Origin of the sequence: Algivirga pacifica (assembly GCF_039543525.1) — a bacterium.
Taxonomy (GTDB): domain Bacteria; phylum Bacteroidota; class Bacteroidia; order Cytophagales; family Flammeovirgaceae; genus Algivirga; species Algivirga pacifica.
Genome location: NZ_BAABJX010000021.1, coordinates 34,101 through 55,493, shown reverse-complemented (window position 1 = coordinate 55,493; position 21,393 = coordinate 34,101). Strand labels below are relative to the sequence as shown.

The 21,393-nt window shown below is 40.1% G+C and carries 22 protein-coding genes; 16 read left to right on the top strand and 6 right to left on the bottom strand.

The annotated features are described in order from the left end of the window. Window positions 1–2 precede the first annotated feature (2 nt). The 3 genes from ABD985_RS06775 to ABD985_RS06765 all read right to left on the bottom strand — a co-directional run bounded on the left by ABD985_RS06775 (window position 3) and on the right by ABD985_RS06765 (window position 1,276). Entirely contained in the window at window positions 3–341 is a 339-nt protein-coding gene (locus tag ABD985_RS06775) for a hypothetical protein (protein ID WP_345370319.1), read from the bottom strand. 126 nt (window positions 342–467) lie between these two features. Further along, window positions 468–872: a hypothetical protein gene (locus tag ABD985_RS06770; RefSeq protein WP_345370317.1), complete on the bottom strand. Its 405-nt coding sequence runs from the start codon at window positions 870–872 to the stop codon at window positions 468–470. Between the two features lie 101 nt (window positions 873–973). After that, window positions 974–1,276, bottom strand: a complete 303-nt coding sequence (locus tag ABD985_RS06765) for a CRISPR-associated endonuclease Cas2 (RefSeq protein ID WP_345370315.1) — start codon at window positions 1,274–1,276, stop codon at window positions 974–976. Window positions 1,277–1,373: 97 nt separating this feature from the next. Here ABD985_RS06765 and ABD985_RS06760 point away from each other — a divergent pair, with 97 nt between their 5' ends. After that, the gene (locus tag ABD985_RS06760; protein WP_345370313.1) at window positions 1,374–1,655 is read left to right on the top strand and encodes a COG3415 family protein; all 282 of its coding nucleotides are present in this window, start codon (window positions 1,374–1,376) and stop codon (window positions 1,653–1,655) included. A 22-nt stretch (window positions 1,656–1,677) separates the two neighbouring features. Then, the gene (locus ABD985_RS06755) at window positions 1,678–2,577 is read left to right on the top strand and encodes an IS630 family transposase (RefSeq protein WP_345370373.1); all 900 of its coding nucleotides are present in this window, start codon (window positions 1,678–1,680) and stop codon (window positions 2,575–2,577) included. 25 nt (window positions 2,578–2,602) lie between these two features. Here ABD985_RS06755 and ABD985_RS06750 read toward each other — a convergent pair whose 3' ends face one another. Together ABD985_RS06750 and cas1 are read right to left on the bottom strand one after the other, a co-directional pair. Further along, window positions 2,603–3,154: a hypothetical protein gene (locus tag ABD985_RS06750; protein ID WP_345370311.1), complete on the bottom strand. Its 552-nt coding sequence runs from the start codon at window positions 3,152–3,154 to the stop codon at window positions 2,603–2,605. A 257-nt stretch (window positions 3,155–3,411) separates the two neighbouring features. Next, on the bottom strand, window positions 3,412–4,410 hold the full coding sequence (gene cas1 / locus ABD985_RS06745; RefSeq protein WP_345370309.1) for a CRISPR-associated endonuclease Cas1: 999 nt from the start codon (window positions 4,408–4,410) through the stop codon (window positions 3,412–3,414). A gap of 371 nt (window positions 4,411–4,781) precedes the next feature. On the opposite strand from cas1, the gene ABD985_RS06740 reads away from it, so the two are divergent. From ABD985_RS06740 to ABD985_RS06685, 12 genes are all read left to right on the top strand, one after another. Then, complete coding sequence (locus ABD985_RS06740; RefSeq protein WP_345370308.1) at window positions 4,782–5,447, top strand: CRISPR-associated endonuclease Cas6; 666 nt, start codon at window positions 4,782–4,784, stop codon at window positions 5,445–5,447. Window positions 5,448–5,480: 33 nt separating this feature from the next. After that, a complete protein-coding gene (locus tag ABD985_RS06735) occupies window positions 5,481–7,022 on the top strand; it encodes a Cas10/Cmr2 second palm domain-containing protein (protein ID WP_345370307.1) in 1,542 nt (513 codons plus the stop codon). A gap of 8 nt (window positions 7,023–7,030) precedes the next feature. Next, on the top strand, window positions 7,031–7,591 hold the full coding sequence (locus ABD985_RS06730) for an RAMP superfamily CRISPR-associated protein (RefSeq protein WP_345370306.1): 561 nt from the start codon (window positions 7,031–7,033) through the stop codon (window positions 7,589–7,591). Window positions 7,592–7,609: 18 nt separating this feature from the next. Beyond that, window positions 7,610–9,082: a hypothetical protein gene (locus tag ABD985_RS06725; RefSeq protein ID WP_345370304.1), complete on the top strand. Its 1,473-nt coding sequence runs from the start codon at window positions 7,610–7,612 to the stop codon at window positions 9,080–9,082. Beyond that, on the top strand, window positions 9,079–10,722 hold the full coding sequence (locus tag ABD985_RS06720) for an RAMP superfamily CRISPR-associated protein (RefSeq protein WP_345370302.1): 1,644 nt from the start codon (window positions 9,079–9,081) through the stop codon (window positions 10,720–10,722). The genes ABD985_RS06725 and ABD985_RS06720 overlap by 4 nt, the downstream gene beginning before the upstream one ends. A gap of 6 nt (window positions 10,723–10,728) precedes the next feature. Then, the gene (locus ABD985_RS06715) at window positions 10,729–11,145 is read left to right on the top strand and encodes a TIGR04423 family type III CRISPR-associated protein (RefSeq protein ID WP_345370300.1); all 417 of its coding nucleotides are present in this window, start codon (window positions 10,729–10,731) and stop codon (window positions 11,143–11,145) included. Then, window positions 11,145–13,448: a TIGR03986 family type III CRISPR-associated RAMP protein gene (locus ABD985_RS06710; RefSeq protein WP_345370298.1), complete on the top strand. Its 2,304-nt coding sequence runs from the start codon at window positions 11,145–11,147 to the stop codon at window positions 13,446–13,448. Before ABD985_RS06715 ends, ABD985_RS06710 begins: the two co-directional genes overlap by 1 nt. 104 nt (window positions 13,449–13,552) lie before the next feature. Further along, a complete protein-coding gene (locus ABD985_RS06705) occupies window positions 13,553–14,662 on the top strand; it encodes a Card1-like endonuclease domain-containing protein (RefSeq protein WP_345370296.1) in 1,110 nt (369 codons plus the stop codon). A 9-nt stretch (window positions 14,663–14,671) separates the two neighbouring features. Continuing rightward, window positions 14,672–15,742 (top strand): Card1-like endonuclease domain-containing protein, encoded by a 1,071-nt coding sequence (locus tag ABD985_RS06700; RefSeq protein WP_345370295.1) that lies wholly within the window; start codon window positions 14,672–14,674, stop codon window positions 15,740–15,742. Window positions 15,743–15,783: 41 nt separating this feature from the next. After that, window positions 15,784–16,167 (top strand): CRISPR-associated protein Csx20, encoded by a 384-nt coding sequence (gene csx20, locus ABD985_RS06695; protein WP_345370294.1) that lies wholly within the window; start codon window positions 15,784–15,786, stop codon window positions 16,165–16,167. Between the two features lie 78 nt (window positions 16,168–16,245). Then, entirely contained in the window at window positions 16,246–17,571 is a 1,326-nt protein-coding gene (csx2, locus tag ABD985_RS06690) for a TIGR02221 family CRISPR-associated protein (protein ID WP_345370292.1), read from the top strand. 82 nt (window positions 17,572–17,653) lie between these two features. Further along, entirely contained in the window at window positions 17,654–18,055 is a 402-nt protein-coding gene (locus ABD985_RS06685; RefSeq protein WP_345370289.1) for a hypothetical protein, read from the top strand. A gap of 256 nt (window positions 18,056–18,311) precedes the next feature. On the opposite strand, the gene ABD985_RS06680 is transcribed toward ABD985_RS06685, so the two are convergent. Then, window positions 18,312–19,334: a helix-turn-helix transcriptional regulator gene (locus ABD985_RS06680; RefSeq protein WP_345370287.1), complete on the bottom strand. Its 1,023-nt coding sequence runs from the start codon at window positions 19,332–19,334 to the stop codon at window positions 18,312–18,314. A 136-nt stretch (window positions 19,335–19,470) separates the two neighbouring features. On the opposite strand from ABD985_RS06680, the gene ABD985_RS06675 reads away from it, so the two are divergent. Together ABD985_RS06675 and ABD985_RS06670 are read left to right on the top strand one after the other, a co-directional pair. Beyond that, window positions 19,471–19,668 (top strand): hypothetical protein, encoded by a 198-nt coding sequence (locus ABD985_RS06675; protein WP_345370285.1) that lies wholly within the window; start codon window positions 19,471–19,473, stop codon window positions 19,666–19,668. A 142-nt stretch (window positions 19,669–19,810) separates the two neighbouring features. After that, the gene (locus ABD985_RS06670) at window positions 19,811–21,349 is read left to right on the top strand and encodes a hypothetical protein (RefSeq protein WP_345370284.1); all 1,539 of its coding nucleotides are present in this window, start codon (window positions 19,811–19,813) and stop codon (window positions 21,347–21,349) included. The last annotated feature ends 44 nt before the right edge of the window (window positions 21,350–21,393 follow it).

Here is a 21,393-nt window from a genome sequence, read left to right as displayed (position 1 = left end):
TATTATTTAAGGATTAATACTTGTTTACCTTGGAATTGATTTTTGGTTACCTGATCCAGCTCTTGACATTCCGTGTGTTGGCTGTACTGCTCGAGTATTTCATTACTCTTAGTGTCATAAACGACGTTGGTAATACCACCTAATCCAATATCTGTCGTAGCAAAATCATTATTCTTGATGGCTACTGCAATAAGGTCTTCATGGTTTTGTTCCATTTGTACTCTGTACCAAATGTCTTTGAAGTATTGGGTAACATGGATTCCGAAAAGAAATAGACGGGTAAAGAAAGACTTGATTTTAGACCACACGCGACGAAGCATGCGAAGTATTGCATCGATCATAATTAAGTACATTTATATTCCGTAGGGGTGCGATTCATCGCACCCCCACCTACGCAAATCATTTGTTACATCCCAAATAATGGAATATCACATGAGTGAAGCAGGAAGGAATAATTAGAAAAGGGGTTATTTTAGAATAAGGACATTTTTATCTTGCATAGCCTGTTCCACAAAAGGGTCCAAGGTTTCGGCCACAATAGACACAAGGCCTTTTTTAGCAATAATTCGCTGCTTTTCATCCATAAAGACCAAAGAAAAAAGCAGTGGGGAGGGGGTGTTTTCGGTTGGGACAGTAGCGACCTCTTTTTCGGTATCATTTCGTACCAAAGCCACAAGGTTAAAGGTGTCTGGACCATGGGTAATGACGGCCTCTTTGATAATCTCAAAGGTTAAGACTTTTACCGTCACTGTAGGAGGGGCCGGAGATTCCATTTTTGGCATATTTTCAGCCTGCTCTAGCAGTTGATTGCCCTTCTCCAGGAGGTCGTTAAGGGCTGGGCCATATTGTAAGATTTTTTCTAATATGCTCATAGGAACGATTAGTTTGTGGTTTCAAAGATGTTTTCAGGGTATTTCCCTTCTGTTGATCACAAACTAAAGCACTAAGTGTGCGGTCTTTTTGCGCATTAGTTTTAAAAGAACTTACTTTTTTTCTCTTGCCGTACTTTTTGGTATCCGGCACTACTATTAAACAAGTCAATCTTATCGTAATGCTCTTTACTTACCGGAATGACCATAACACTGTCCTGAGGAGCCTTGCTTCCATCCATAATTTCCTTGACAATGGTTTTGAGCTCCTTGATTTCTTTAGGTGCAAAATCAGCCGCCAGTAAGATGGACTTCTGGACAGGGTCACATCCTTTGGCGAGTAGTTTTTTGTAAAGGCGGGTACGCAGCCCATTGTTGGAAATGTCGTAACAAATAAAATAATGCATAGTAAAATAATGTTTCATTCCCGTAGGGGCGCGATTATTAAGGTTGAATAATTAACCGACACAATTTGTTATATCTATAAACATCGTCGATATAATTATGGGTAAACAAATTGAATTAAAACTTTCCAAATCGGAAATAAAAGATTTACAGCATCTATTATTCCACAGTGAAAAACCCTATTTAAGAGAAAGGGCGAGTGCCGTATTAAAAGTAAATGAAGGGTTAAGCTGTACTTATATAGCATCGAAAGGTTTATTGCGCCACCGTCGTACTCATACGGTATTGGAGTGGATTCATGCTTATCAAGCTTTAGGAATAGATGGATTATATATGAAAGAAGGAAGAGGGCGAAAGCCTTCTTTTTTCCCCTCTAAATGAAGAGAAGGTTAAAGGAGAATTACTGCATACTGTTCATGCTTACCCTGAAAGTTTTGGTATAAACAGCAGTTGCTGGACATTAAAGGGGATAAAACAAGCTTGTCATTTCACAGTATCCTTATCAGTCAGTGGATTGAGTAAGCTTCTTGATCGATTTGGAATACACTACAAAAGAGCTCGTTACTATTTGCACAGTCGTGATTTGGAGTATGAAGCTAAACTGAAAAGTATACAAGTTAATCTAGCACAATATCACCCGGAGCGAAGACTTATCTTCTTTCAGGATGAGCATACTGTAACCAACATTGCTCCTTTACATTGTGAATACGAACAGAATGGGGAATATCAAAGACGTGTAGAGTTACCTTATACCAAACAGAAGCAGTTTAGAATCAATGCAGCTATTAATGCTTTTACTGGACAATTCTTTAGTATGGTAAGCTCTAAAGTCTCAGTTCCACGCTATATTGCTTTTCTGCAAAATTTGGTGGAGCAAAACCCTAATCGAGAAATTTACTTAGTTCAAGATAATTGGCCTATTCACTTTCATCCTGATGTATTAGCTGCGCTGGTTCCTCAGAAGTATCAAGAGAGAATTATTTTACCCAAAAGTTGGTCACGTATTATACCTAAAAAGAAATATGAAAAGATGTGTGATCTTCCAATACAATTAGTCTTGTTACCAACATATTCTCCTTGGCTCAATCCCATTGAAAAATGCTGGAAATGGCTAAATCAAGCAATAGTGAATAATAACCATTTTGCCAATGATTTTATATCATTCAAATATAAGGTACAAGAGGTTTTAGATAGCTTAAATAGAAAAAATTCAGAGATGCTTTCCTATATAGGGCTCACAAAGGAAAGGGGAATATACTCTTGGCCAATCGCTTTAGCCAAGAGTTATATTTATGACGGTTAATTATTCAAACTTAATAATCGCGCCCCTACGGATTTCGAAAAAGAATCCGAATAATCACCATCAGGGTCACCGCCAAAAAGAAGGTAACGACCACCAAGGTCAGCATATAAGCCTGCTCGCTTTGTCCGTACCAAGGAGTAATCGTTGTAGACTTGGCAGGTACATTTCTCTCCTGATAGCTACTCAAGGCCATTAGCTCTCTTTTATCCAAAGCCTCCGGATGCTCCCGATGCCGCTTGGTGGCATAGAGTACCACACTATCCGGGTGGTCAAACAATTCATAAAGCCAGAAGCGTACCCCTCCGTAGCCACTACAGGCTCCACGCCCACGCATATCCTGCTTACTCCCGTCCATGCAAATACAACCGATGCGATCACCATCCGGTGGTTGTGTGTTGTCCCGACGGGCAGTTCCCCGGCTTTCCGGATCAGAAGAGGTGCGAAGGATGCGCTCCAGCTCTTCTGGATCAAAACCATCTTCATAATCTACAGAATCTTCCGGGATTGGCATAATGTACTGAGCTTGTCCTACCTGAAGGAAGCCCATCAATAAAAAAAATAGAATCCACTTTCTCATATTTATATAGTTTAAGTTCTTCTCTTCGTATGGGTGCATGAATAAATAACCGACAGTTGAGGCGGCTTGCGCCGCTGGTTGAGCGCTTCGCTGTTGAGTGGAGCTTCGCTCCGTTGAGATATACTTCGCTCGTTGAGATTTTGCAGTACTGCTCTTTCTCAACAGCCCGAAGGGCTACTCAACAGCGAAGCGCTCAACTAGCGGCGCAAGCCGCCTCAACTGTCAGTTAATCATTGCGCCTCTCCGTTTCCTTCGCTTCAAAGCCGCCATTTCTTTAAATAAGAGGCCAGCCGGACCATATCGGCACTCATGGCGGTAATGCGCTTAAATTGTCGGTCTTTATAATCAATACGTTCCTCCAAAAAATCATCGAAAGCGTGTACAACCACCGGTTTGCCTTCTGGAGCGAGCCATATTCCCCCCTCTTTTTCCATAAAGTGATGAGGCTTGAGAATATGTCCCTTGCAAAGGCGGACGGCCACATTCTCTGCCCATACTCGGTACAGCTCAATACAATCAAATACCATCGCCGGACGGTTGTGTTCCTCGGCATGCAGTACGCCAACATAGGGATCGATACCCGCTTGCATCTGTGCAAGTTCTACCATATTGTAGAGCATTCCATAGAGGTAATTCAAGGCACAGTTAAAAGGATCTTTGGCAGGGCGTTTGCCCCTTCCAGAAAATCGGTAGTACTCCGGCATACAGGCCGCAAGTACCTTGAAGTAAGCCCGGGAGGCGCTCCCTTCCCATCCCCTTAAGGTGGCTTTCATGGCAGATAATTCCTCTTGGGTAGCTTCCTTGGGAATCGACCATTGCTTGAGTTTTTGGAGGATATCCTCAGCGGGTCGAATCATCTTTTCTACTTTTTCTCCTACCTCTGGAGTGGCAAATCCTACCTGATAAGCAAAACCAATCTGTTGCTGCACTTTCATGGCAATGACGTCTACTACCCATTTTAATCCATCCCTATGGGTTGTGAAGAAAGCTTGGTTTTTTCGGATCGTCGCCACACTGCCGAACTGCCCACTCCATACCTGACCGATAGGTCGGCCAATGCCGTCAATGAGCATTACAGGCACCCCTTCTTTGATCGCCATCGCTAAGGCATTGGTACTGACGGATACTCCTTTCGTCAGGTAGATCGCGTGGATCTTACGGGCGGGGAGTACGGAGGTTTGGCTATCCGATTTTATAAAAAACATACCGTCTCTTGTTCCCAGGAAAGCACCATAGGAGTCAATAAATAATTGCATGGGTTGAAAGCTATAATCAAAGATTTTTTTTGAGTGCAGATAGGTTGCGCATAGGTTGTTTACGATTGTATCGATAAAAGGTTTTTATAGAAGTGAATATTCTTAGAATCTTCCTTATTTACAATCTATAAAGGTGTAAAATGAAAAAAAATATAATAAATAGTACTATTCGAGTGAATTATTCAACTTATCCTTTATATTGTGGTGTGCATTGTCTAGCAATGCCGTTGACCAATGATTATCAATTTACTTTTTAATAAATAATAGGCTGCTTTTCAATTTCCTATGCCCATAGTATCGCCCTGTAACTGATTTATAACGAACGAGCCTATACGATCGTATACGAACGGGAGAAGCAGCTGTTGACAGCAATGCAGAAACTGAAACTACTAAAAGTCCGCTTTGGAGACGAGATCCGCTTTCACGAGATTCCCGCATTTCGGGGAGGTGTAGCCGCTAAGGCGTCCCATAGCTTATTATTCCACAACCATATCGACGATCATACCCTACGGTATGCGTATCCTCTCATACAGTATAAGCGCATACGCAATCATCCTAGCATCATCTGCGTAGGGGAGGGAGTAGACGAGATCCACCGCTTTTTTGAGAATAGTGACTGGTCCTTTGAGATCTCAGGCCGTACCCTGGACATGAAGATCGAAGAGCTGGATATGAAGCAATTCACCATGCAGGTATGGGACAAGCAGTTTACCTATAGGGTAAACAACTGGTTAGCCCTAAGTCAGAAAAACTATACCGAGTACCGCAAGCTAGAGGGGATGGTAGAGCAAGCCGCTTTCCTGGAAAAGAAACTTATAGGAAATATACTCTCTATGGCCAAGGGTATTGGTTGGGACATCGACAAGCAGATTGAGTGTAAAATACTCGACTTCAAGCCTGTTCACTTACGGTTTAAAGGACAAAAGCTGATGGCTTTCAATGCCACCTTTAAGACCAATGTGTTCTTGCCTAATTATTTGGGATTAGGAGGAAAGACGGGATTTGGTTTTGGGACGGTGACAGAGGTGAAAAAATAACTTAGAAACTACAATTAAAACCTATATAAATCAATGGCGAAATACTTATATGGTGCCAGTGTCAATGGCATACAGTCGTTTATTTTTGAAACCAATAAGCTCAAGGAGATTATAGGGGGAAGTGAGTTGGTAGAGCAGATTTGTACGACACTTTTTGAGAAGCAATTGGGGAAGTCCTTGGAAGGTGACTCTAATGTGTTTCAGATGGCTGCAGGGGCCATAAAATACCTTTTTGAGAGTGAGGAGGAGTGTAGAAAGTTTGTGAAGGAGTTTCCGTTGGTGGTGAGGAATCATGCACTAGGAGTGAGTTTGACACAAGCGGTTGTAGAGGTTAAAGAGTCTTTAACGGAAGATCATTTTTACGATTTAGAAAAGAAATTACAGCAAGCAAGAAATAAGGCTGTGGTACAGGCGACACCCGCATCCATGCTCATGGATCGAAGTCGTAAGACAGGACAAGCTGGGGTAGAGTATGTGAAAAATGAAGTGGTGGGAGAGGCAGCAAGTCAAAAAAGAAAAGTGACAGAAGGAAGATACGATAAGGAGGGAAAAGGAGCTAAGCATAGATTGTATACAAAAATATTTGGAGAAGAAGTGGTGGATGCTCAGTTTCATGAGTTGAAAGATTTGGAGTTAAAACACTTGACATCGAATGAAAGAACAGGTTGGATTGCAGTAATTCATGCAGATGGAAATGGATTGGGGCAATTAATTATGTCTCTTCAGGAAAAGGAAATAAAGGGGAGCGCATTTAGTAGAGTAATGCGTGAATTTTCGCAGGGTTTAGACAAAGCGACTGAAGAGGCTGCGTTACATGTCGTTAGGAGTATGGAATTAACCCCTAAGGATATTGTTCCTGTAATATTGGGAGGAGACGATCTTACTGTAATTATTCGAGCTGCTAAGGCATTTGAGTTTGCGGAGTTGTTTTCTAAGAAATTTGAAGAAATGACACGTAAGTATATGGGAGCCATTGAAAATGAACAGGCAAAAGAATTACTCAAAGAAGGCCTTACCATTTGTACAGGTATATCCTACATTAAATACAATTACCCTATACATTACGGGGTGAATCTCGCAGAGGCACTTTGTAAAAAAGCAAAAAAAGAATCCAAGGGAATAGTAAAAGGGAGTCAACAACTTCCTCCATCGAGTATTATGTTTCATAGGGTACAGGCAAGCTTTGTTGAAGATTTTACCACTCTTGTAAGGGATGAACTGACCTCTCAGTACTTTATCAGTATAGATGAAAATGGTAATGAAAAAAGTCACCCATTCGTGGGAGGACCTTATTTTCTTGAGGAGCAAGATGGGTGGCATACCGTTTTTGAACTAAATAAAAGTTTGAAGAACCTGAGAACTAAGAATGCCCCTTCCTCTCCATTACGTCAATGGATAGGGGAACTATATGTCAATAAAACGGTAGCAGCTCAGCATTTGAATAGAATAAAATCTGTGCACTCCAAGGCTGTAGAGCCTTTAAATCTAAATGTTCCTGAATCTAACCCTGATGCCTTTTCACAAATGGTTGGTAGAATTCATGATGCACTGACACTCAACGCTGTTTCTAAATAGTAATACTTATGGGAAAAATAACATACGATATACAGTTTTATGCTGACTGGCATGCAGGAAGTGGCCTTTCAGCAGGTATGGAAAGTGATAGTACGTGTTTGAAAGATAGTAATGGTTTGCCTTTTCTGCCGGGTAGAACGACGAAAGGTTTGTTAAGGACTGAGGGGGAACGTTTGTGTGCTTTGGGAAAGTATTCAGATGAGTTACTTACTTGGGTGTTTGGTGCAGGTGAAAATAAGGATAAAGGAGTGACTGGGAAACAAGGAAAAGTCTTTTTTACTGATGCTAGCTTGCCTAAGTCTGAACAAAAAGCACTAAAAGGAAAAGAGACTTATTTGTACAGAAATATAGCTTCTACAGCGATTGATAAGTCAACAGGAGTGGCCAAAGAAGGTTCTTTAAGAGTGATGGAAGTAACAGTTCCTCTAAAGTTGGAAGGGGTTATTTATGTGGAGCAAGAGAAAGAGCTTGTAAGGGAGTTTTTGCATGACTGTCTGAGAGGAGTAAAACTGCTGGGAGCAAATCGCCACCGTGGTCTAGGTAGATGTGAATTTAAACTCAAAAACTAACAGCAAAAAGAAATGACGATGTGGAAATATAGATTTGTATGTAAACTGGAGTCTGATGTGGTTTTGAATAGCGTCAATGCTACAGAAGGTTTTCATCAAAGTCTTGATTATATACCAGGAGTGAAATTTCTGGGTATTACAGCAAGTAAGCTGTATGACGAGAGTAGTGAGGAAAAAACAATGGCACTTTTTCATGATGGTTCCATACGTTTTGGTAATGCCTACCCTTTAGTGGATAGCGAAAAATCATTGCCGGTACCTTTTGTCTGGGCTACGCCCAAAAATGCTGAAGAGTTTCAGGATATTTATATCCCTGTGACGATGAGTAAAGAGCGGGAAAAAGAAGTGCTGAATGATAAGGTGAGAGGTGGTCAGCTCAAACAGGTGCGTAAAGGTTATGTATCAATGACATCAGGGAAAATAATCACTCCAAAGCAGAGGTTTAGTATTAAGTCTGCTTATAATGATGAAAAGCGTAAATCTGAGGATAGCAAAATGTATGGCTACCATGCTTTACCGAAGGGAACAAAGTGGGTTTTTGATGTTGCCGGATCCAATAAGGAACTCTTGGAGGAAGTCAAGCAGGTACTGCAAGGGGTACATACCGTTGGAAGGTCTAGAACAGCTCAATATGGTTTGATTTCCATCGATTTTCAGGAAGCGCAACAGCTAAGTTCTGAGCCAGTTCAAATTAAGGAGAAGCAAGTTTGGGTATATGCAGAAAGTGATTGTGCTTTTATGGATGAGTGGGGAAATCCTACTTTACAGCCTAAGGCTGAAGATTTGGGGTTACCAAAGGGGAGTAAGGTGATTTTGGAAAAGTCACAGTTGCGAAATAGAACGTATACTTTGTGGAATGCCAAAAGAAATACGAAGGAAACTCAAAGGCCTGTGATTGAAAAAGGATCTGTTTGGTGCTGTGAGGTCAATGCTGAGGTAACCAACGAAAAAGCATTATCAGGTATTGGATGCTATTTAAGTGAAGGGCTGGGAGATGTGTTGTATAATCCATCTTTTCTTGAGGTAGAGAATGGGAAATTAATCTATTCGTTTGAAAAGCAAGAGTTAGAGAAGGTCGTAGAGAAGATTGGGCACCAAGAGTCTTCTTTGGTGAACTGGGTGACTTCTTTAGCGAAGAAGAAGGACGAAAAGCTCAGTATTGAACAGGAAGCTGCAGGTTTTGTGGCGAAATATTTTAATAATTATAAGGGACTTGGAAAGTCACAATGGGGACAAGTACGTAGAATGGCACAGCAGTTTAGTAAGCTCGATGATTTTTATAAGTATATGTTTGGAGATGCTAAAAACCCTGATTTTGGATATACTAAGCATGGAGTGAATGAGCACAAATGGAGAGAAAAGCAAAGAGGATATATTCTAGAAGGGGCAATTATAGATCTTTATAAGAATAAGGAGTTTGAGGGGCAGGAAGTACTTGATTTTGTGAAATACCTATCTGCAGAAATGGCTAAAAAAGAACAAAACGTATGAGTGAACTGATATATAATATTCGATATATAGCAAGGGTAGATATGGAAACCACTACCCCTTTGACTACACGCAGTGGTGAAAAAAATTGGGTCTCTGATCAATTGATTTATAGGGATGCGTTTGGATTACCGGGTATCTTGGGTACTTCTATCACAGGAATATTGAGAAGTCTTTGTGGAGAAGGGGACGCTACCGATGAAATTTTTGGAAGAACAGGTAGAAATGATGGACTGAGAGATGACGATTTGAGCGATGATGGATTTGGGGCTCGCTTGATGGTTTCGAATGCTTACTTGATCGGCAAAGATAATGAGGTAGTTCAAACTGTAGAGGAGTATATGAGACAAAGGGATTACTTGTCTGATATGACAGTGATCATGGAGAGAGATCATGTTAGGATTAATCATAAAGGAATAGCCGAAGATAAGGCAAAGTACGATGAGGAAATTCTTCCAGCTGGTGCTCGGTTTAGGTTTGAATTAAGCCTGCAAGGTAACTCTGAAGATGATATATTTTGGAATAAGTTAATGGCTTTGATCAACTCTCAGGCGTTTGTTCTTGGAGGAGGAACACGTAACGGGAAAGGCCAAGTGAATATATTGAAGCAATATACTAAAGTACTTGACTTGCGTAATTCTGGTGAGCTGGAAGAATGGTTACAGTATACTCCAAATCTAAATCAAGGATTAAAAAATGCTAAAGATTATGAGGGTAATAAGGAAATCGCTTTAGAAGGGTGGGTCAATCAGAATATTCAGTTAAAAGCAAGAGATTTCTTTATAACAGCAGGTATTGATATTCCTAAGCAAGATTATGAGGGTAGACCTATTGATAAACAGTATAAAACGGAGAAGAAATTTTCTTATACGGAAGGATACCCAAAGTTGAAGGAGGAGCCTTTTGTACTTCTACCATCTACGAGCGTTAAAGGTGCCCTATCGCATAGAGTAGCTTACCACTACAATATGAAAGCAGAGATTTTTGCCGACCAAAAGGGAATATTGAATCGTATTCAGGAGCATAAAAAGAAGTTTCAGGAGGATATTGATCAGTGGAAAGAGGAAATGAAAAAGACAATTACCCAAGAGCGAGATATCACGAATCTGTTAACGAACGGTACGTCCACTGAAATCAGTACAGAAGCGAATAGGGTATTTACGGCTTATAGTGATGAGCAGTCTTTAGCTTATCAGCAATTTGAAGCTAAAAAAGGAGAGCTTCAAAAGGAATTGAATTCCCTTAAGAAAAAACTTAATGAGGCGATCAGTGTGGGAGAGGATAATCCTGCAGTAAGGCAATTGTTTGGTTTTACTGATGAGGAAAATAATGCATCGGCGAGGGGGAATGTGATTATTCAGGATGTTTATTTAAGTAAAAATGAAGTGGAGGAGAAACTTTTCAATCACGTGAAAATCGATCGATTTACGGGGGGCGCTTTCAATGGAGCATTATTCAATGAGGTAACTGTGACCACAGAAAAACCTTTTGAATTGAAAATTCTTGTCAAAGAAGAAGCACTAAAAGACTTTTTAGTGCGAGAGGCATGGGAGGCTGCATTGACAGATCTCAAAGAAGGAAGATTACCGTTGGGTGGTGGTACGATGAAGGGTCATGGTGTATTTGAAGAACCTAAAAATTAAGCTCCAATGAAAAAATTAGATAAATTAACTGATATCCCTCATGGGAATTATGAAGGGTATCTTTGGTATAGTAATAGTCGTCAGGCAGAAGTTATAGAGTCCAATGAGCCAAAAATGCCGGCCTTCCCTGAGGAACGCTCTATTCCTTTTATTATAGAAGGAATGTTATATGAACGTAGTAGTAAAAGAAGTATTCATATTAAAAATCTTAATGGAAAATATGTGATTACTCAATTTGATTTTGATCACTATCCGGAAGAAGAGATTATAGTGGAAGATCGGTATTACCTAGTGAATGGACAGAAGTTCAAAATGCATATCTCTGAACTGTGGAAGACTCAACCACTAGAAGAAGGAAGTAAGTTTGAAGCACTTGCACCAATAGCTCATGTATTCTCAGGTTTCACTAAAACAAAACAGTAATGCCAGTAAAATCAACCTATAACTTTGTGCCTCTGAGCAAAGAAGTATTCTTTCCTGAGTGGGCAGATATGATTAGCCATGACCTCCCATTTTCTGATGCAGAAAGTGGTACTATTCGTCTGAAAATAAAGGCACTTTCGGATATTTTCGTAAGGAATGCTGCTTTAAAGGGAGAGGCCGAGCAAAAAGATCTTTTCCATCAGCATAAGGATAAATATTTTATTCCGGGGTCTTCTATCAAAGGAGAGGTAGCGACTACTTTGCAAATTCTTAGTTTTTCTAAGATAAATCCTTTACAAGATGTAAGATACTCGGTGAGAGACTTACAAAATGTAGAGGTGTACCGTCAAAAGATGTCAGACTATAAGATTCGTGGAGGTTGGCTAAAGTTGGAGCATGGTAAGTACATGTTGAAAGATGCTGGTGAGCCAGGTAGAATATCACATGGTGAATTAGATGCTAAGTTTGGAACTAATATGGCACCTTTGTTCAAAGGAAAAGTATCTGGTTATCAGGGGAACAAAGATGAACATAAGGCTGCTGCTTTTAAGTACAAAATGTTCAAAGGCGATGAATTGAATCAGCCTTACGTATTTCGCTTTGACCGTGAGGATGTGATGAGAGAGATCTATGAGTTTGGAGTAGAGGGTGCAGGTGAGAAGCTTAAAAAAGGAAAGCTAGTTTTTACAGGGCAACCAAGTAAAAGAAAAGAACCGTCCGCACAGGAAAAAGCAAAGAACCCCAGATTAAAGGCAAGTGGTAAGGTTTATGAGTTTATTTTTTGGGAAACAAATGCATACCCCATAGAGGTCCCAATGAATGTGATCGATGACTTTCATTTTACGTATTATGAACATGATAAAGCGAAGTGGACAGTAGATTATAAACATTGGAGGCAAGCACTTAGCAGAGGCGAAAATATTCCTGTTTTCTATGCAGTAGATAATAAAGGGAAGATTCTACACTTAGGAATATCCTATATGTATAAATTGCCTTATGATTATCGCGTGGCTGAACTGTTACCAGAACAGCATAAAAGTGAAAGATTAGATTTAGCACAGTGTATGTTTGGGTATACCCATGAGCGTAAAGATAAAACTATTGATGCACTAAAGGGAAGGGTGCAGTTTGGTCATGCATTTGCTACAGAGGAAACGGCCCATGCAAATGTTGAACAGAAAGTAGTTTTATCTTCTCCAAGAGCATCTTATTATCCTTTTTACATAGAGCAAGGTAAAGGAGAGAAAACTACTAAATATACAACCTACCATGATCATAATGCTACTATAAGAGGCTATAAGCGTTATCCATTTAGAAAGGATTATTTAGTAAACAGGGCAGAGGTATTGAATGAAGGAGGCAGGGCTACCGAAAAGATGGATACCAAATTCGTCCCTCTAAAAAGTGGAGTAGAGTTTGTTTGTGACATTAATCTGCATGGCCTGAGAAAAGTTGAAATAGGAGCCTTATTAAGTGCCTTGACGATGCATGGAAATGAGGATAAGTATTTCCATGGCTTGGGGATGGCTAAACCTCTGGGGTATGGCAGATGTAGTTATGAGATTGAAGGCTTGGCAGGACTCAAAGCAACAAAAGAAGAGTATCTGGCTGCCTTTGAGGAAATGATGGTAGAAAAAGTTTCTAACTGGCATAGTAACCCATCCGTAAGAGAATTGTTGGCGATGTCTGTAGTGGCAGAGCGTCAAGACTCTTTAGCTTATCCTAAATTGAAGGATAATAATGGACATAACTTTGTGAAGTATAAAAAAGACCGTCTGGTTTTACCTTCTTATTCTGAAATTACGCAACAGAAAGATTTAGCACTTACTTCCATAACTTCAGAAAGTACAAATAAGGGTGATGCTGTCATTGAAAATGTGCGCAAGGAAATGTTAGCAATCAGTGATTATCGAAAAGAGTTGGAAGATGAGTTTTCGGAAGCTTATCTGGAGGTATATAGGGAACTTTCAGCTGAGCTAAAAACCAAAGCGTCGGAAAAGGAAAAAGAGGAAAATAAACAGAGAGCGGCAGAAAGGAAATCAAATGCAAAGCTAGAAGTGGAGCCCCCTTATAAGGACTTTAAGAAACATGTGGGCAATAAAGTAGATTTATATCTGAGACAATTGCATGGCAGAAACTACAAGAAGGAATTAACCCCTCCATGCTTAAGTTCAGAGGAAGCGGATATCGTAGAGGCAGCGTTGCGAGAGGGACTCGGGAATGCTCGTTTCCTTAAAACCATAAATAAGAAAGAAGTTATTCTATGGCTTGGAGATACAAGGGCAGATGAGCTGCTTTCTTGAATGGCGTAATAAGCAAGGAAAAACAGGATAACTCAAAATTAATAAAAGAATGCGTCTATGGTGAACTGATATTATAGACGTATTCTTATTGAAATAAATTGAAAATGAGAATACTAGTTAGTTTAGTGTCGGCCCAAACAATTCCTAATGTGGAATTTATTCTTCAAATGAAAGGTAAGGTGGATAAATATCTATTTATATCAACCGCAAGTATGGAAAGAGATGGTAATAGGGAGTGGATTATGAAAGCTGCTGATATTTCTGAAAATCAATTGTTGCCGACCATTGTTGTTAATCCAGTTTCTTTCGAAGATATAGAGCAGAAACTTAGTGAACAGATCGATGAAAACCACGAATACCTGGTGAATATTACGGGAGGTACGAAAGTGATGTCTTTAAGAGTGGATCATTTCTTTAGAGATTTACAGTCCTCCATTTTTTATCTGCCAGGGAATGGTACTTACCTCCAAATACACCCTGGAAAAGGAGTAAAGACTTTTGATTTAAATGTATCGCTTTCTGTGGATCAATATTTACAAAGCTATGGTTTTGACGTGGAATCTAAGAGTACTCCTCTATTGGATTTTGAGTATGCCCAACATTTTTACAATCAATATATTGAACATCAGGAGAGGTATAGAACAGTGCTGACCGAGCTTCAGAGATGTAGGTCAAAGAAAAATACAACGATTAACAAGATTCAAGGGTTAGCAAACTTTTTGGAAGAAGTTAATTTTACTCCTTCAAATGAAGGCAAATTGACAAAGTACGAAGTACGTTATCTAACGGGAGATTGGTTTGAAGAATATGTATATTATCGTTTACTCAAGGAAGTAGGAATATCAGAAGATTATTTGGGGTTAGGTTACCAAATTAAGAAGGCTGATGTACCTAACGAATTTGATATTTTGTTTGTACATAACAATCGTTTATATGCTATAGAATGTAAAACTTCCATTTTTACGGAAGTGGATGGACGACAAAAATCTTTTATAGGGGAAGTTCTTTATAAGTCTGACTCATTACAGAAAGGGTTTGGATTATATACTTCAACAAGCATTATAACGGTAAGTGATATTCTGGATGGAGAAGGAAAGGTTTTACAGCCACTTAAAAAGCATATGGAGAGGGCTGACCTTAATAGAATTAATGTAGTTGCTCAAAGAGACCTGAATGAGTCTTTGGCCCATAAGTTAGGCATACGTTTAAATTAGAATTAGGCTATGAAAAAAATTAATATTCTCCTCATCTCCGACCAATCTCTTCCTAACCTTCTATTTATCAAAGAATGGAAGGCAGATGCGTATATCTTTATCACTACTGAAGCGATGGAGAAAAAGCAAAAATCTGTTCATTTAATAAAAGGAGCAAGGTTGGCAGAAAGTAATGTTCATAAGATAGTAGTTGATGGAGATGATACGTCTTTAATCCTTCAGGCTTTATCTCAAGAGTTTGAGGCTTATACCGAAAATATATATTTTCAAATTAATCTAACAGGAGGGACTAAGATGATGTCCTTGGCTACTTATGCTTTCTTTTCAAGCAATGAGAACTGTGAGTTTTGGTATAAACCGGCGACTCAGGATCTGTGGACTTCAGTAAATAAAGCATTTGATGATCGTAATATAAAGTATCAGTGTACATTGTGGGAGTACTTAACGATCTATGGTCTTGAGATGGTAGAAAAGGGAGAGCCTATTTGGAACTCGCAAAAAGCTTGGCAGGTATATCATGAGTTTAAAAAAGTAGGTTTTGACAAACATAATTATTCACATATAAAAGATGCACACACCAAAGGAAGTGCTGAGAATAGGAGTTATTATGGTGGCGGTTGGTTTGAAGATTTAATGTATTATGTCATGCAAGAAGAGTTAAGTCTTGGTGATGATTATCTTGCTTATAATGTGAAGTTACATAAGGTAGGAAAAGAGAGTGATGCCGATTATGATAATGAATTTGATATTATGTTTATGAATAATAATCGACTATTTGTTATTGAAGGAAAAGCAACATTGCCTTTTAAAAATCCCGACAAGGTAGCAGAAGCAGCTCTTTACAAATTAGCAGCTTTGAAGTCTTATTTTGGCCTTTTTGCGTCTACTTGCTTAGTCTCACTGGGACAGTTTTCGAATAAAAAAAATATAGAAAGAAGAAGTAGGTTACTAGGTTTGAAGGAGCCGTTGGATAATACAAAGATAGGTAATAAAGGTCATATGATTAAGAAATTGATGGAGTTCGCTGGTATAAAGATAAAAACAGAAAATAACATCAATGTAAATACACTACACTCCTAATTTCTACCTTAGCAAAACGAAAACCATAAGACACAACCACTATGAAATTACATCTCTTCTTCTCCCATTCTCTCACTCAGGAACAGCAGCAAGATGCCCAACAAGCACTACAGGTTACAAAAGAAATTCCCTTACCAGAAAGACTGCAGAAGCTGTGGAGCAATGTCCCTCCAGAGTTGGAAGATCTTAATGCGTATACCACTCCTTTTCTACAATATATTGAGCAGGAAATAGCGCCGGAGGATTACGTATTGGTGCAAGGCGACTTTGGAATGGTCAATATGATTGTCGGGTATTGTAAACTGCGAAACAAAGGGATTCCGATCTATGCGACGACCGAAAGGAAAGCAGTGGAAGTGGTATTGCCCGACGGTACTGTAGAAGTCAAAAGAACATTTAAGCACAAAATATTCCGTCAATATTAAATGGATGCCGTAGGGGTGCGATTTATCGCGCCCCCAATACCCCACAGATTCCAAACACCATATATCATCAATTCAATTATGCCAAGAAAAGTATTAATCAGTTTTTTAGGGGCCGGACGTTACGAGACGTCTCGTTATTATCATGAGGATGTCCAAAAGGCAGGGCCGTTTTTGCGTTATGTGCAAGAAGCTACGGCCAGAGCGTTTTGTAAGGATTGGAATGAACAAGGAACAATTATTGTCTTTACCACGGAGAAAGCTAGGGAGACTCATTGGAATGATAACCCTATAAGCAATGAGAATGAAGGACTGCAATGTAGGCTTAAAGCATTGATACAGGAAGAGGGATTCAAGGGAATGAGCTATAAGAATGTGATGATCCCTGATGGCCTCAATGAGGAGGGGATCTGGGCAATTTTTGAGACAGTTTTTAGGGAGCTACAGAAAGGAGATGAGGTGATTTTTGATATCACACATGCTTTTCGTTCTATTCCTATGTTGGGTTTGGTATTGCTGAACTATGGAGAGTTGCTCAAAGACATTAAGACAGAACGTTTGTGCTATGGGGCTTTTGAGGCAAGGGACACCCAATTGAATACGACACCAATTGTTGACCTGACAAGTTTCGTGGAGTTGCAGAAGTGGACCGGAGCTTCCAGAAAGATGATTCACTCCGGTGACACCAAGGAGTTAGCTTTGTTGCTGAGAGATACGGCTAATAAGTATGATCATTTGGATAAGGAAGTGTTATTGCGGTTTGCAGGGCAGCTGACGAATTTTTCAGAAGCAATTGCAACTTGTCGTGGGAGAGAACTGTCTGAGAATATATCCTTTGAAGAGCTACAGGAGTTGATCGAGATACAAGGATCACAAGGCTTACCTCAATTGGTGCCGCTTTTAGAGTTAATTAAAAAAGAGTTACAACCTTTCAAGTCGGCTTCCTTGAAAAATGGATTGGCAGCGGTGAAGTGGTGCTTGGATCATAACATGATACAGCAAGGGTATACTTTTTTGCAAGAGACGATCAAGAGTTTAGTGATTGAGCAGTTTGACCAAAAATTGGTCAATGAGTATAAGTATCGTGAGCTGGTAAATCAAGTCTTAGCGGGTGTCAAAGAGGAGTATTTAAAGGAGAATGCGAAAGATAAAGGTGTAGAATGGGAGTTTGTGGCACATGCGATTCGACTGAAGGATCAGTATGTAATCAACACCTCTCTTTCTCCCTGGCAAAAAGGAAATAATCAATTGGTGACAATTTATCGTCAATTATCAAAATTGCGAAATGATATCAATCATTGTGGAACCAATGAGGACGGCCAAAATTTTATGGAAATGCATAAGCAACTGTATAGTTTGTACCGACAAGTGAAAGAATTGAGATTAGACGACCTTTTTGTTTTATAATTTTACTCTAGGGTGCACCTCTACTGCACCCTCACTTCCCATCTTCGATTCATTATTAATTATATACTTCAATCCACCAATTATGAATCGAAAAAGACAATTTTCCATCACCATTTTTCTAATGTTATTTTTTGTCATGCAGTCAGCAGTGCTGTTTGCGCAGGACACTTTCCGTCGAGATTACTCTTCTTATTGTTATTTTGATCCTGATACTGGGCAATGGTCCGAGTGGAGGGAAGGAGGTAATACGATGGTATTCAATATCAACGATAACGCCGATATGGTTCTATATAAGGCGAATGGGGAGAAGGAACGTTTCCGTAGTGTGAGTAAGGTGTCTAAGGACGTCAATGCCAATGGGGATGCTTATCAAGTAGTTGTTTACCTTGATGAGGATGGGAATGAGCTACATTCTTTGTTGTTCGATAACGGGACATTGATGTTTGTCTTCAGCAACGGCCTCAAAATCCAATTCGAACCATAGGGGCGCGATTCTTAAGGTTGAATAAATAACCGACATAATAGTTATCTCCATCCCCGCCTAGCATTACATGGGTGGTACCCCCCAGGCTCTTTTAGAAATACCGCTTTACGGTGATCAATACAATCTTATTTTTAAGCATATAAGCAATATGCGTTAGAATAGATCGCCACAATGTGGCAATTTTAAAAGAGCCTGGGACTTTAGTCCTGGGTGGAGTTGAGGGAAGTATTTAGGATGGGTAAATAGTCAAAGTTAATTACTCTCCATACCTTTCCACCATCCCCTTTACCCTTTCCTTAATATGCTCCCGATACCCATAAGGCTTGATCACCTCTACCAGTTCCCCCAGTCGCAGGATATGGGTGTCCAGCTCAAAGTTGGGAATGACTTTCAGTTGTACAATACCACTGCCATCAGGAAGCCTTTTCTTGACGGTCTGGCTATGGTGTAGGGGGCGGGTTTCCATATAAGGCAAGCTTTTATGGTGTACCCATAACTCTATGGTTTGCAGGCGTCCTTCCTCCGGTATAGTGACCCCAACAATATTGCGGTAGATACTCGGCTTAAACGTTCGATTGCTTATAAAAGGCTCGGTCTTATGGATCTCAAAGTCTTCAATACGATCTAATGGATATTGATGAATGCTATTCTTCTCTTCGTTATGTCCTATTAAGTAGTAGCGTTTATTATACTCCTTGATACGATAGGGATGTACTTTTATAACTTCTAGTTCTTTGTTAAAAGGCTGATACCAGAGAGTTAGTACCCATTTGTTGAGGGTAGCTTCATGCAACTCTGGCAATTGGCTGGCTCCTTTATAGTTGACGTTCTCAAACTCAATCACCGGACCGGAGGACTTCCCTTTGGGAGCATAAGGCCCTTTTTCCAGTTTTTGTATAAGCTCATCCAGTTCCTTCACTTGAGGAAAGCCTTCTACATTACGAAGCTGATGCAGTAGGTGATGCAGTTGGTTGTGGTCCTCGGCAGTGAGCTGTTGTTTATAAATGGAGTAGTTGGGGTCGTCATAATAGTAGCTATTATGCGCTTTGTCATAGAAGATAGGCGCTTTGTACTCATCGCGCATAATTTGTATATCTCCCTTAATCGTACGTAGAGAGACACTCTTAATACCTTTGATCTTTTCTACACAGGCATTGATCAGGTCTTCAATGGAATAGGTGACGGTAGGCTCGTACATGGAACGGGCTTCCAGGCGCACACTTTGAAGGCATTCATTGATAACCTTCAGGCGCAATTGTGCATTCTTGTTCGCGGGCATAGTTGAAGTTGTTCTTGATTATTTTCTATTGAAAAATAATAGAATTAAAAATATGATGCAAAATCATTGCACACTTTGTAGGTAAATAGCAGTGTTGTTAAATCGAACGTTAACGAAAGACTATTGACCAATGCCCATGCCTCCCTTTAAAAAAGTACTGATACGATTGCTATGGATCTTTTTTTGGACTGTCGTAGTATTTGTTGGATTTGCTCAAGTCCATAAGATCAATCCCATTTTTGCCGTAGCGCTATTGCTCTTGTTGGGAGGAGTATTTTGGCGAAAAATCTATCGTCCTATCCGCCGACTATTGGAGTGTCTCCTCAAGAAGTAAAGATCATCGAAGGTGAAAGCATCATTGAGCAAAGCTCAATCAAAAAATAAAGAATGGTAGCGTTACTCATCGAAGATGAAGTCCAATTATTCCATAATCCATCAACTAAACATCATGAACGAGCGAAGCTCAATTAAACACCATGAACAAAACCTTATTCCTCAGGATACTTCTCTTGGCTTTGTGGCTGAGTCCAATGATTACTGCCGCTCAATCGCCTTTTATGCGTCAATTTATGCAAAAGTATCAAGGTCGCAGGGATCATAACCTATTGGTGCATTTTGATTATAAAGGCTACCTGGAAAAAGTCCCTTTTACTGATTTTACATCTTTGCAAAAAGATCGTTTGTACTTCTGGCGACTGCTGGGGGATGGGGATATTTTCTTGTATTGTTTAGGAGATAAGTTTTTGAAATACTACCCCGTCAATCTACAGAATGCCTCCCAGATGATTGATATAGGGGAAATGTTTTTAGTTGCTCAAGCGAAGGGTATTAATGATCGTAACCGTATTCCCTATACGATGATGGGGTACTTTGTATTGGGAAAAGTGGCTCGTTGCCTGGAAGCTGCCCATGAGCAGAAAAAGATCGACCTTACGGCTAGAGAAGGAGGTCGATTGGTGCAGCGCCTGAAGCGCAATAAAATAACAGTGAGAGTAGAGACGAGCAGTGCTCAAAAGATTATCAAAAATCTTAAGCAAGGGAATTTGGTATATGTTCTCGAAAGAGGTCTGGAGAAGACCAAGATTAATGCACTTTCCCGAAAAGCCGATAGCTATCTGGAGAATTTGGAAACTTATATCCCTATGGAGTTGCAAGGGGTATTGGGGCAACCACTAGTCGGTGCCAATAGTAGCACTTCAACGACAATGGGCTTGACTCATTATCGCAGTTTCTTAAAACGCACAAAGGGCTATGGAACAACTTTATGGAAAGTGGATAGCAGAGGAGAGGAGGTAGGGTATGCCGTATGGATGGAACGTCCAAGCGTAAAAGCACACTATGTCATTGATGGACGTTTGAATAGTTTGGCTGCCTGGAGAAAGAAAGGGAAGCTGTTGTTGGCTACGACCGGAGGATTCACGAACAATTACAAGTCACCGGAAGGACTGACCGTAGAAAAGGGAAGGGTGATCAATGCGGTATTGCTACACGACCGGGATGGATTAGTGGTGGTATTGCCTAATGGAGGAATACGGGTGATCAATTTAAAGGAGTCGGAGTTACATCTTCCAGATGGCCAGGGTGGACTCATGAAGGTGGCTAATCCCCTTCGTAGCCTGATGGCTTATTCCCAACTGATGAACTGGGCAAGACAGACTAATGCGACTTTTTTTCAGACACAGTTAATGGCGTTTAGTGATCAGTTGCTGATCAATCCTAATCTAGCGAGTGGAAAGCATGCAGAACGTCGTTTTTTAGCATTGGTGTCGGATAGGCAGGGAAATGTACAGCATATTATTTTCCATATCCCCAAACCTTATGCCTTAGCACCCTTGACCGCAGAGATTTACCAACTGCTGAAGAGTAAGGCCTTGAAAGTGGAAGCAATTTTGAATCTGGACACTGGCGGGCAGAATGTTCTTTTTGTGCATGAACCCGGCGGACGACAAATCCCTGCAATAAGCGGAACACTACCTGCTCACCGAACAACCAATTTACTATTATTCACTTACTAGAAAGTAATACAAGAAAAATCAATGCTATGCATATTAATTGCACG

What these genes read in the sequence shown, in the direction of transcription:
- ABD985_RS06775 (WP_345370319.1), bottom strand. Translation starts at nt 341, where the DNA reads ATGATCGATGCAATACTTCGCATGCTTCGTCGCGTGTGGTCTAAAATC.
- ABD985_RS06770 (WP_345370317.1), bottom strand. Translation starts at nt 872, where the DNA reads ATGAGCATATTAGAAAAAATCTTACAATATGGCCCAGCCCTTAACGAC.
- ABD985_RS06765 (WP_345370315.1), bottom strand. Translation starts at nt 1,276, where the DNA reads ATGCATTATTTTATTTGTTACGACATTTCCAACAATGGGCTGCGTACC.
- ABD985_RS06760 (WP_345370313.1), top strand. Translation starts at nt 1,374, where the DNA reads ATGGGTAAACAAATTGAATTAAAACTTTCCAAATCGGAAATAAAAGAT.
- ABD985_RS06750 (WP_345370311.1), bottom strand. Translation starts at nt 3,154, where the DNA reads ATGAGAAAGTGGATTCTATTTTTTTTATTGATGGGCTTCCTTCAGGTA.
- cas1 (WP_345370309.1), bottom strand. Translation starts at nt 4,410, where the DNA reads ATGCAATTATTTATTGACTCCTATGGTGCTTTCCTGGGAACAAGAGAC.
- ABD985_RS06740 (WP_345370308.1), top strand. Translation starts at nt 4,782, where the DNA reads ATGCAGAAACTGAAACTACTAAAAGTCCGCTTTGGAGACGAGATCCGC.
- ABD985_RS06735 (WP_345370307.1), top strand. Translation starts at nt 5,481, where the DNA reads ATGGCGAAATACTTATATGGTGCCAGTGTCAATGGCATACAGTCGTTT.
- ABD985_RS06730 (WP_345370306.1), top strand. Translation starts at nt 7,031, where the DNA reads ATGGGAAAAATAACATACGATATACAGTTTTATGCTGACTGGCATGCA.
- ABD985_RS06725 (WP_345370304.1), top strand. Translation starts at nt 7,610, where the DNA reads ATGTGGAAATATAGATTTGTATGTAAACTGGAGTCTGATGTGGTTTTG.
- ABD985_RS06720 (WP_345370302.1), top strand. Translation starts at nt 9,079, where the DNA reads ATGAGTGAACTGATATATAATATTCGATATATAGCAAGGGTAGATATG.
- ABD985_RS06715 (WP_345370300.1), top strand. Translation starts at nt 10,729, where the DNA reads ATGAAAAAATTAGATAAATTAACTGATATCCCTCATGGGAATTATGAA.
- ABD985_RS06710 (WP_345370298.1), top strand. Translation starts at nt 11,145, where the DNA reads ATGCCAGTAAAATCAACCTATAACTTTGTGCCTCTGAGCAAAGAAGTA.
- ABD985_RS06705 (WP_345370296.1), top strand. Translation starts at nt 13,553, where the DNA reads ATGAGAATACTAGTTAGTTTAGTGTCGGCCCAAACAATTCCTAATGTG.
- ABD985_RS06700 (WP_345370295.1), top strand. Translation starts at nt 14,672, where the DNA reads ATGAAAAAAATTAATATTCTCCTCATCTCCGACCAATCTCTTCCTAAC.
- csx20 (WP_345370294.1), top strand. Translation starts at nt 15,784, where the DNA reads ATGAAATTACATCTCTTCTTCTCCCATTCTCTCACTCAGGAACAGCAG.
- csx2 (WP_345370292.1), top strand. Translation starts at nt 16,246, where the DNA reads ATGCCAAGAAAAGTATTAATCAGTTTTTTAGGGGCCGGACGTTACGAG.
- ABD985_RS06685 (WP_345370289.1), top strand. Translation starts at nt 17,654, where the DNA reads ATGAATCGAAAAAGACAATTTTCCATCACCATTTTTCTAATGTTATTT.
- ABD985_RS06680 (WP_345370287.1), bottom strand. Translation starts at nt 19,334, where the DNA reads ATGCCCGCGAACAAGAATGCACAATTGCGCCTGAAGGTTATCAATGAA.
- ABD985_RS06675 (WP_345370285.1), top strand. Translation starts at nt 19,471, where the DNA reads ATGCCTCCCTTTAAAAAAGTACTGATACGATTGCTATGGATCTTTTTT.
- ABD985_RS06670 (WP_345370284.1), top strand. Translation starts at nt 19,811, where the DNA reads ATGAACAAAACCTTATTCCTCAGGATACTTCTCTTGGCTTTGTGGCTG.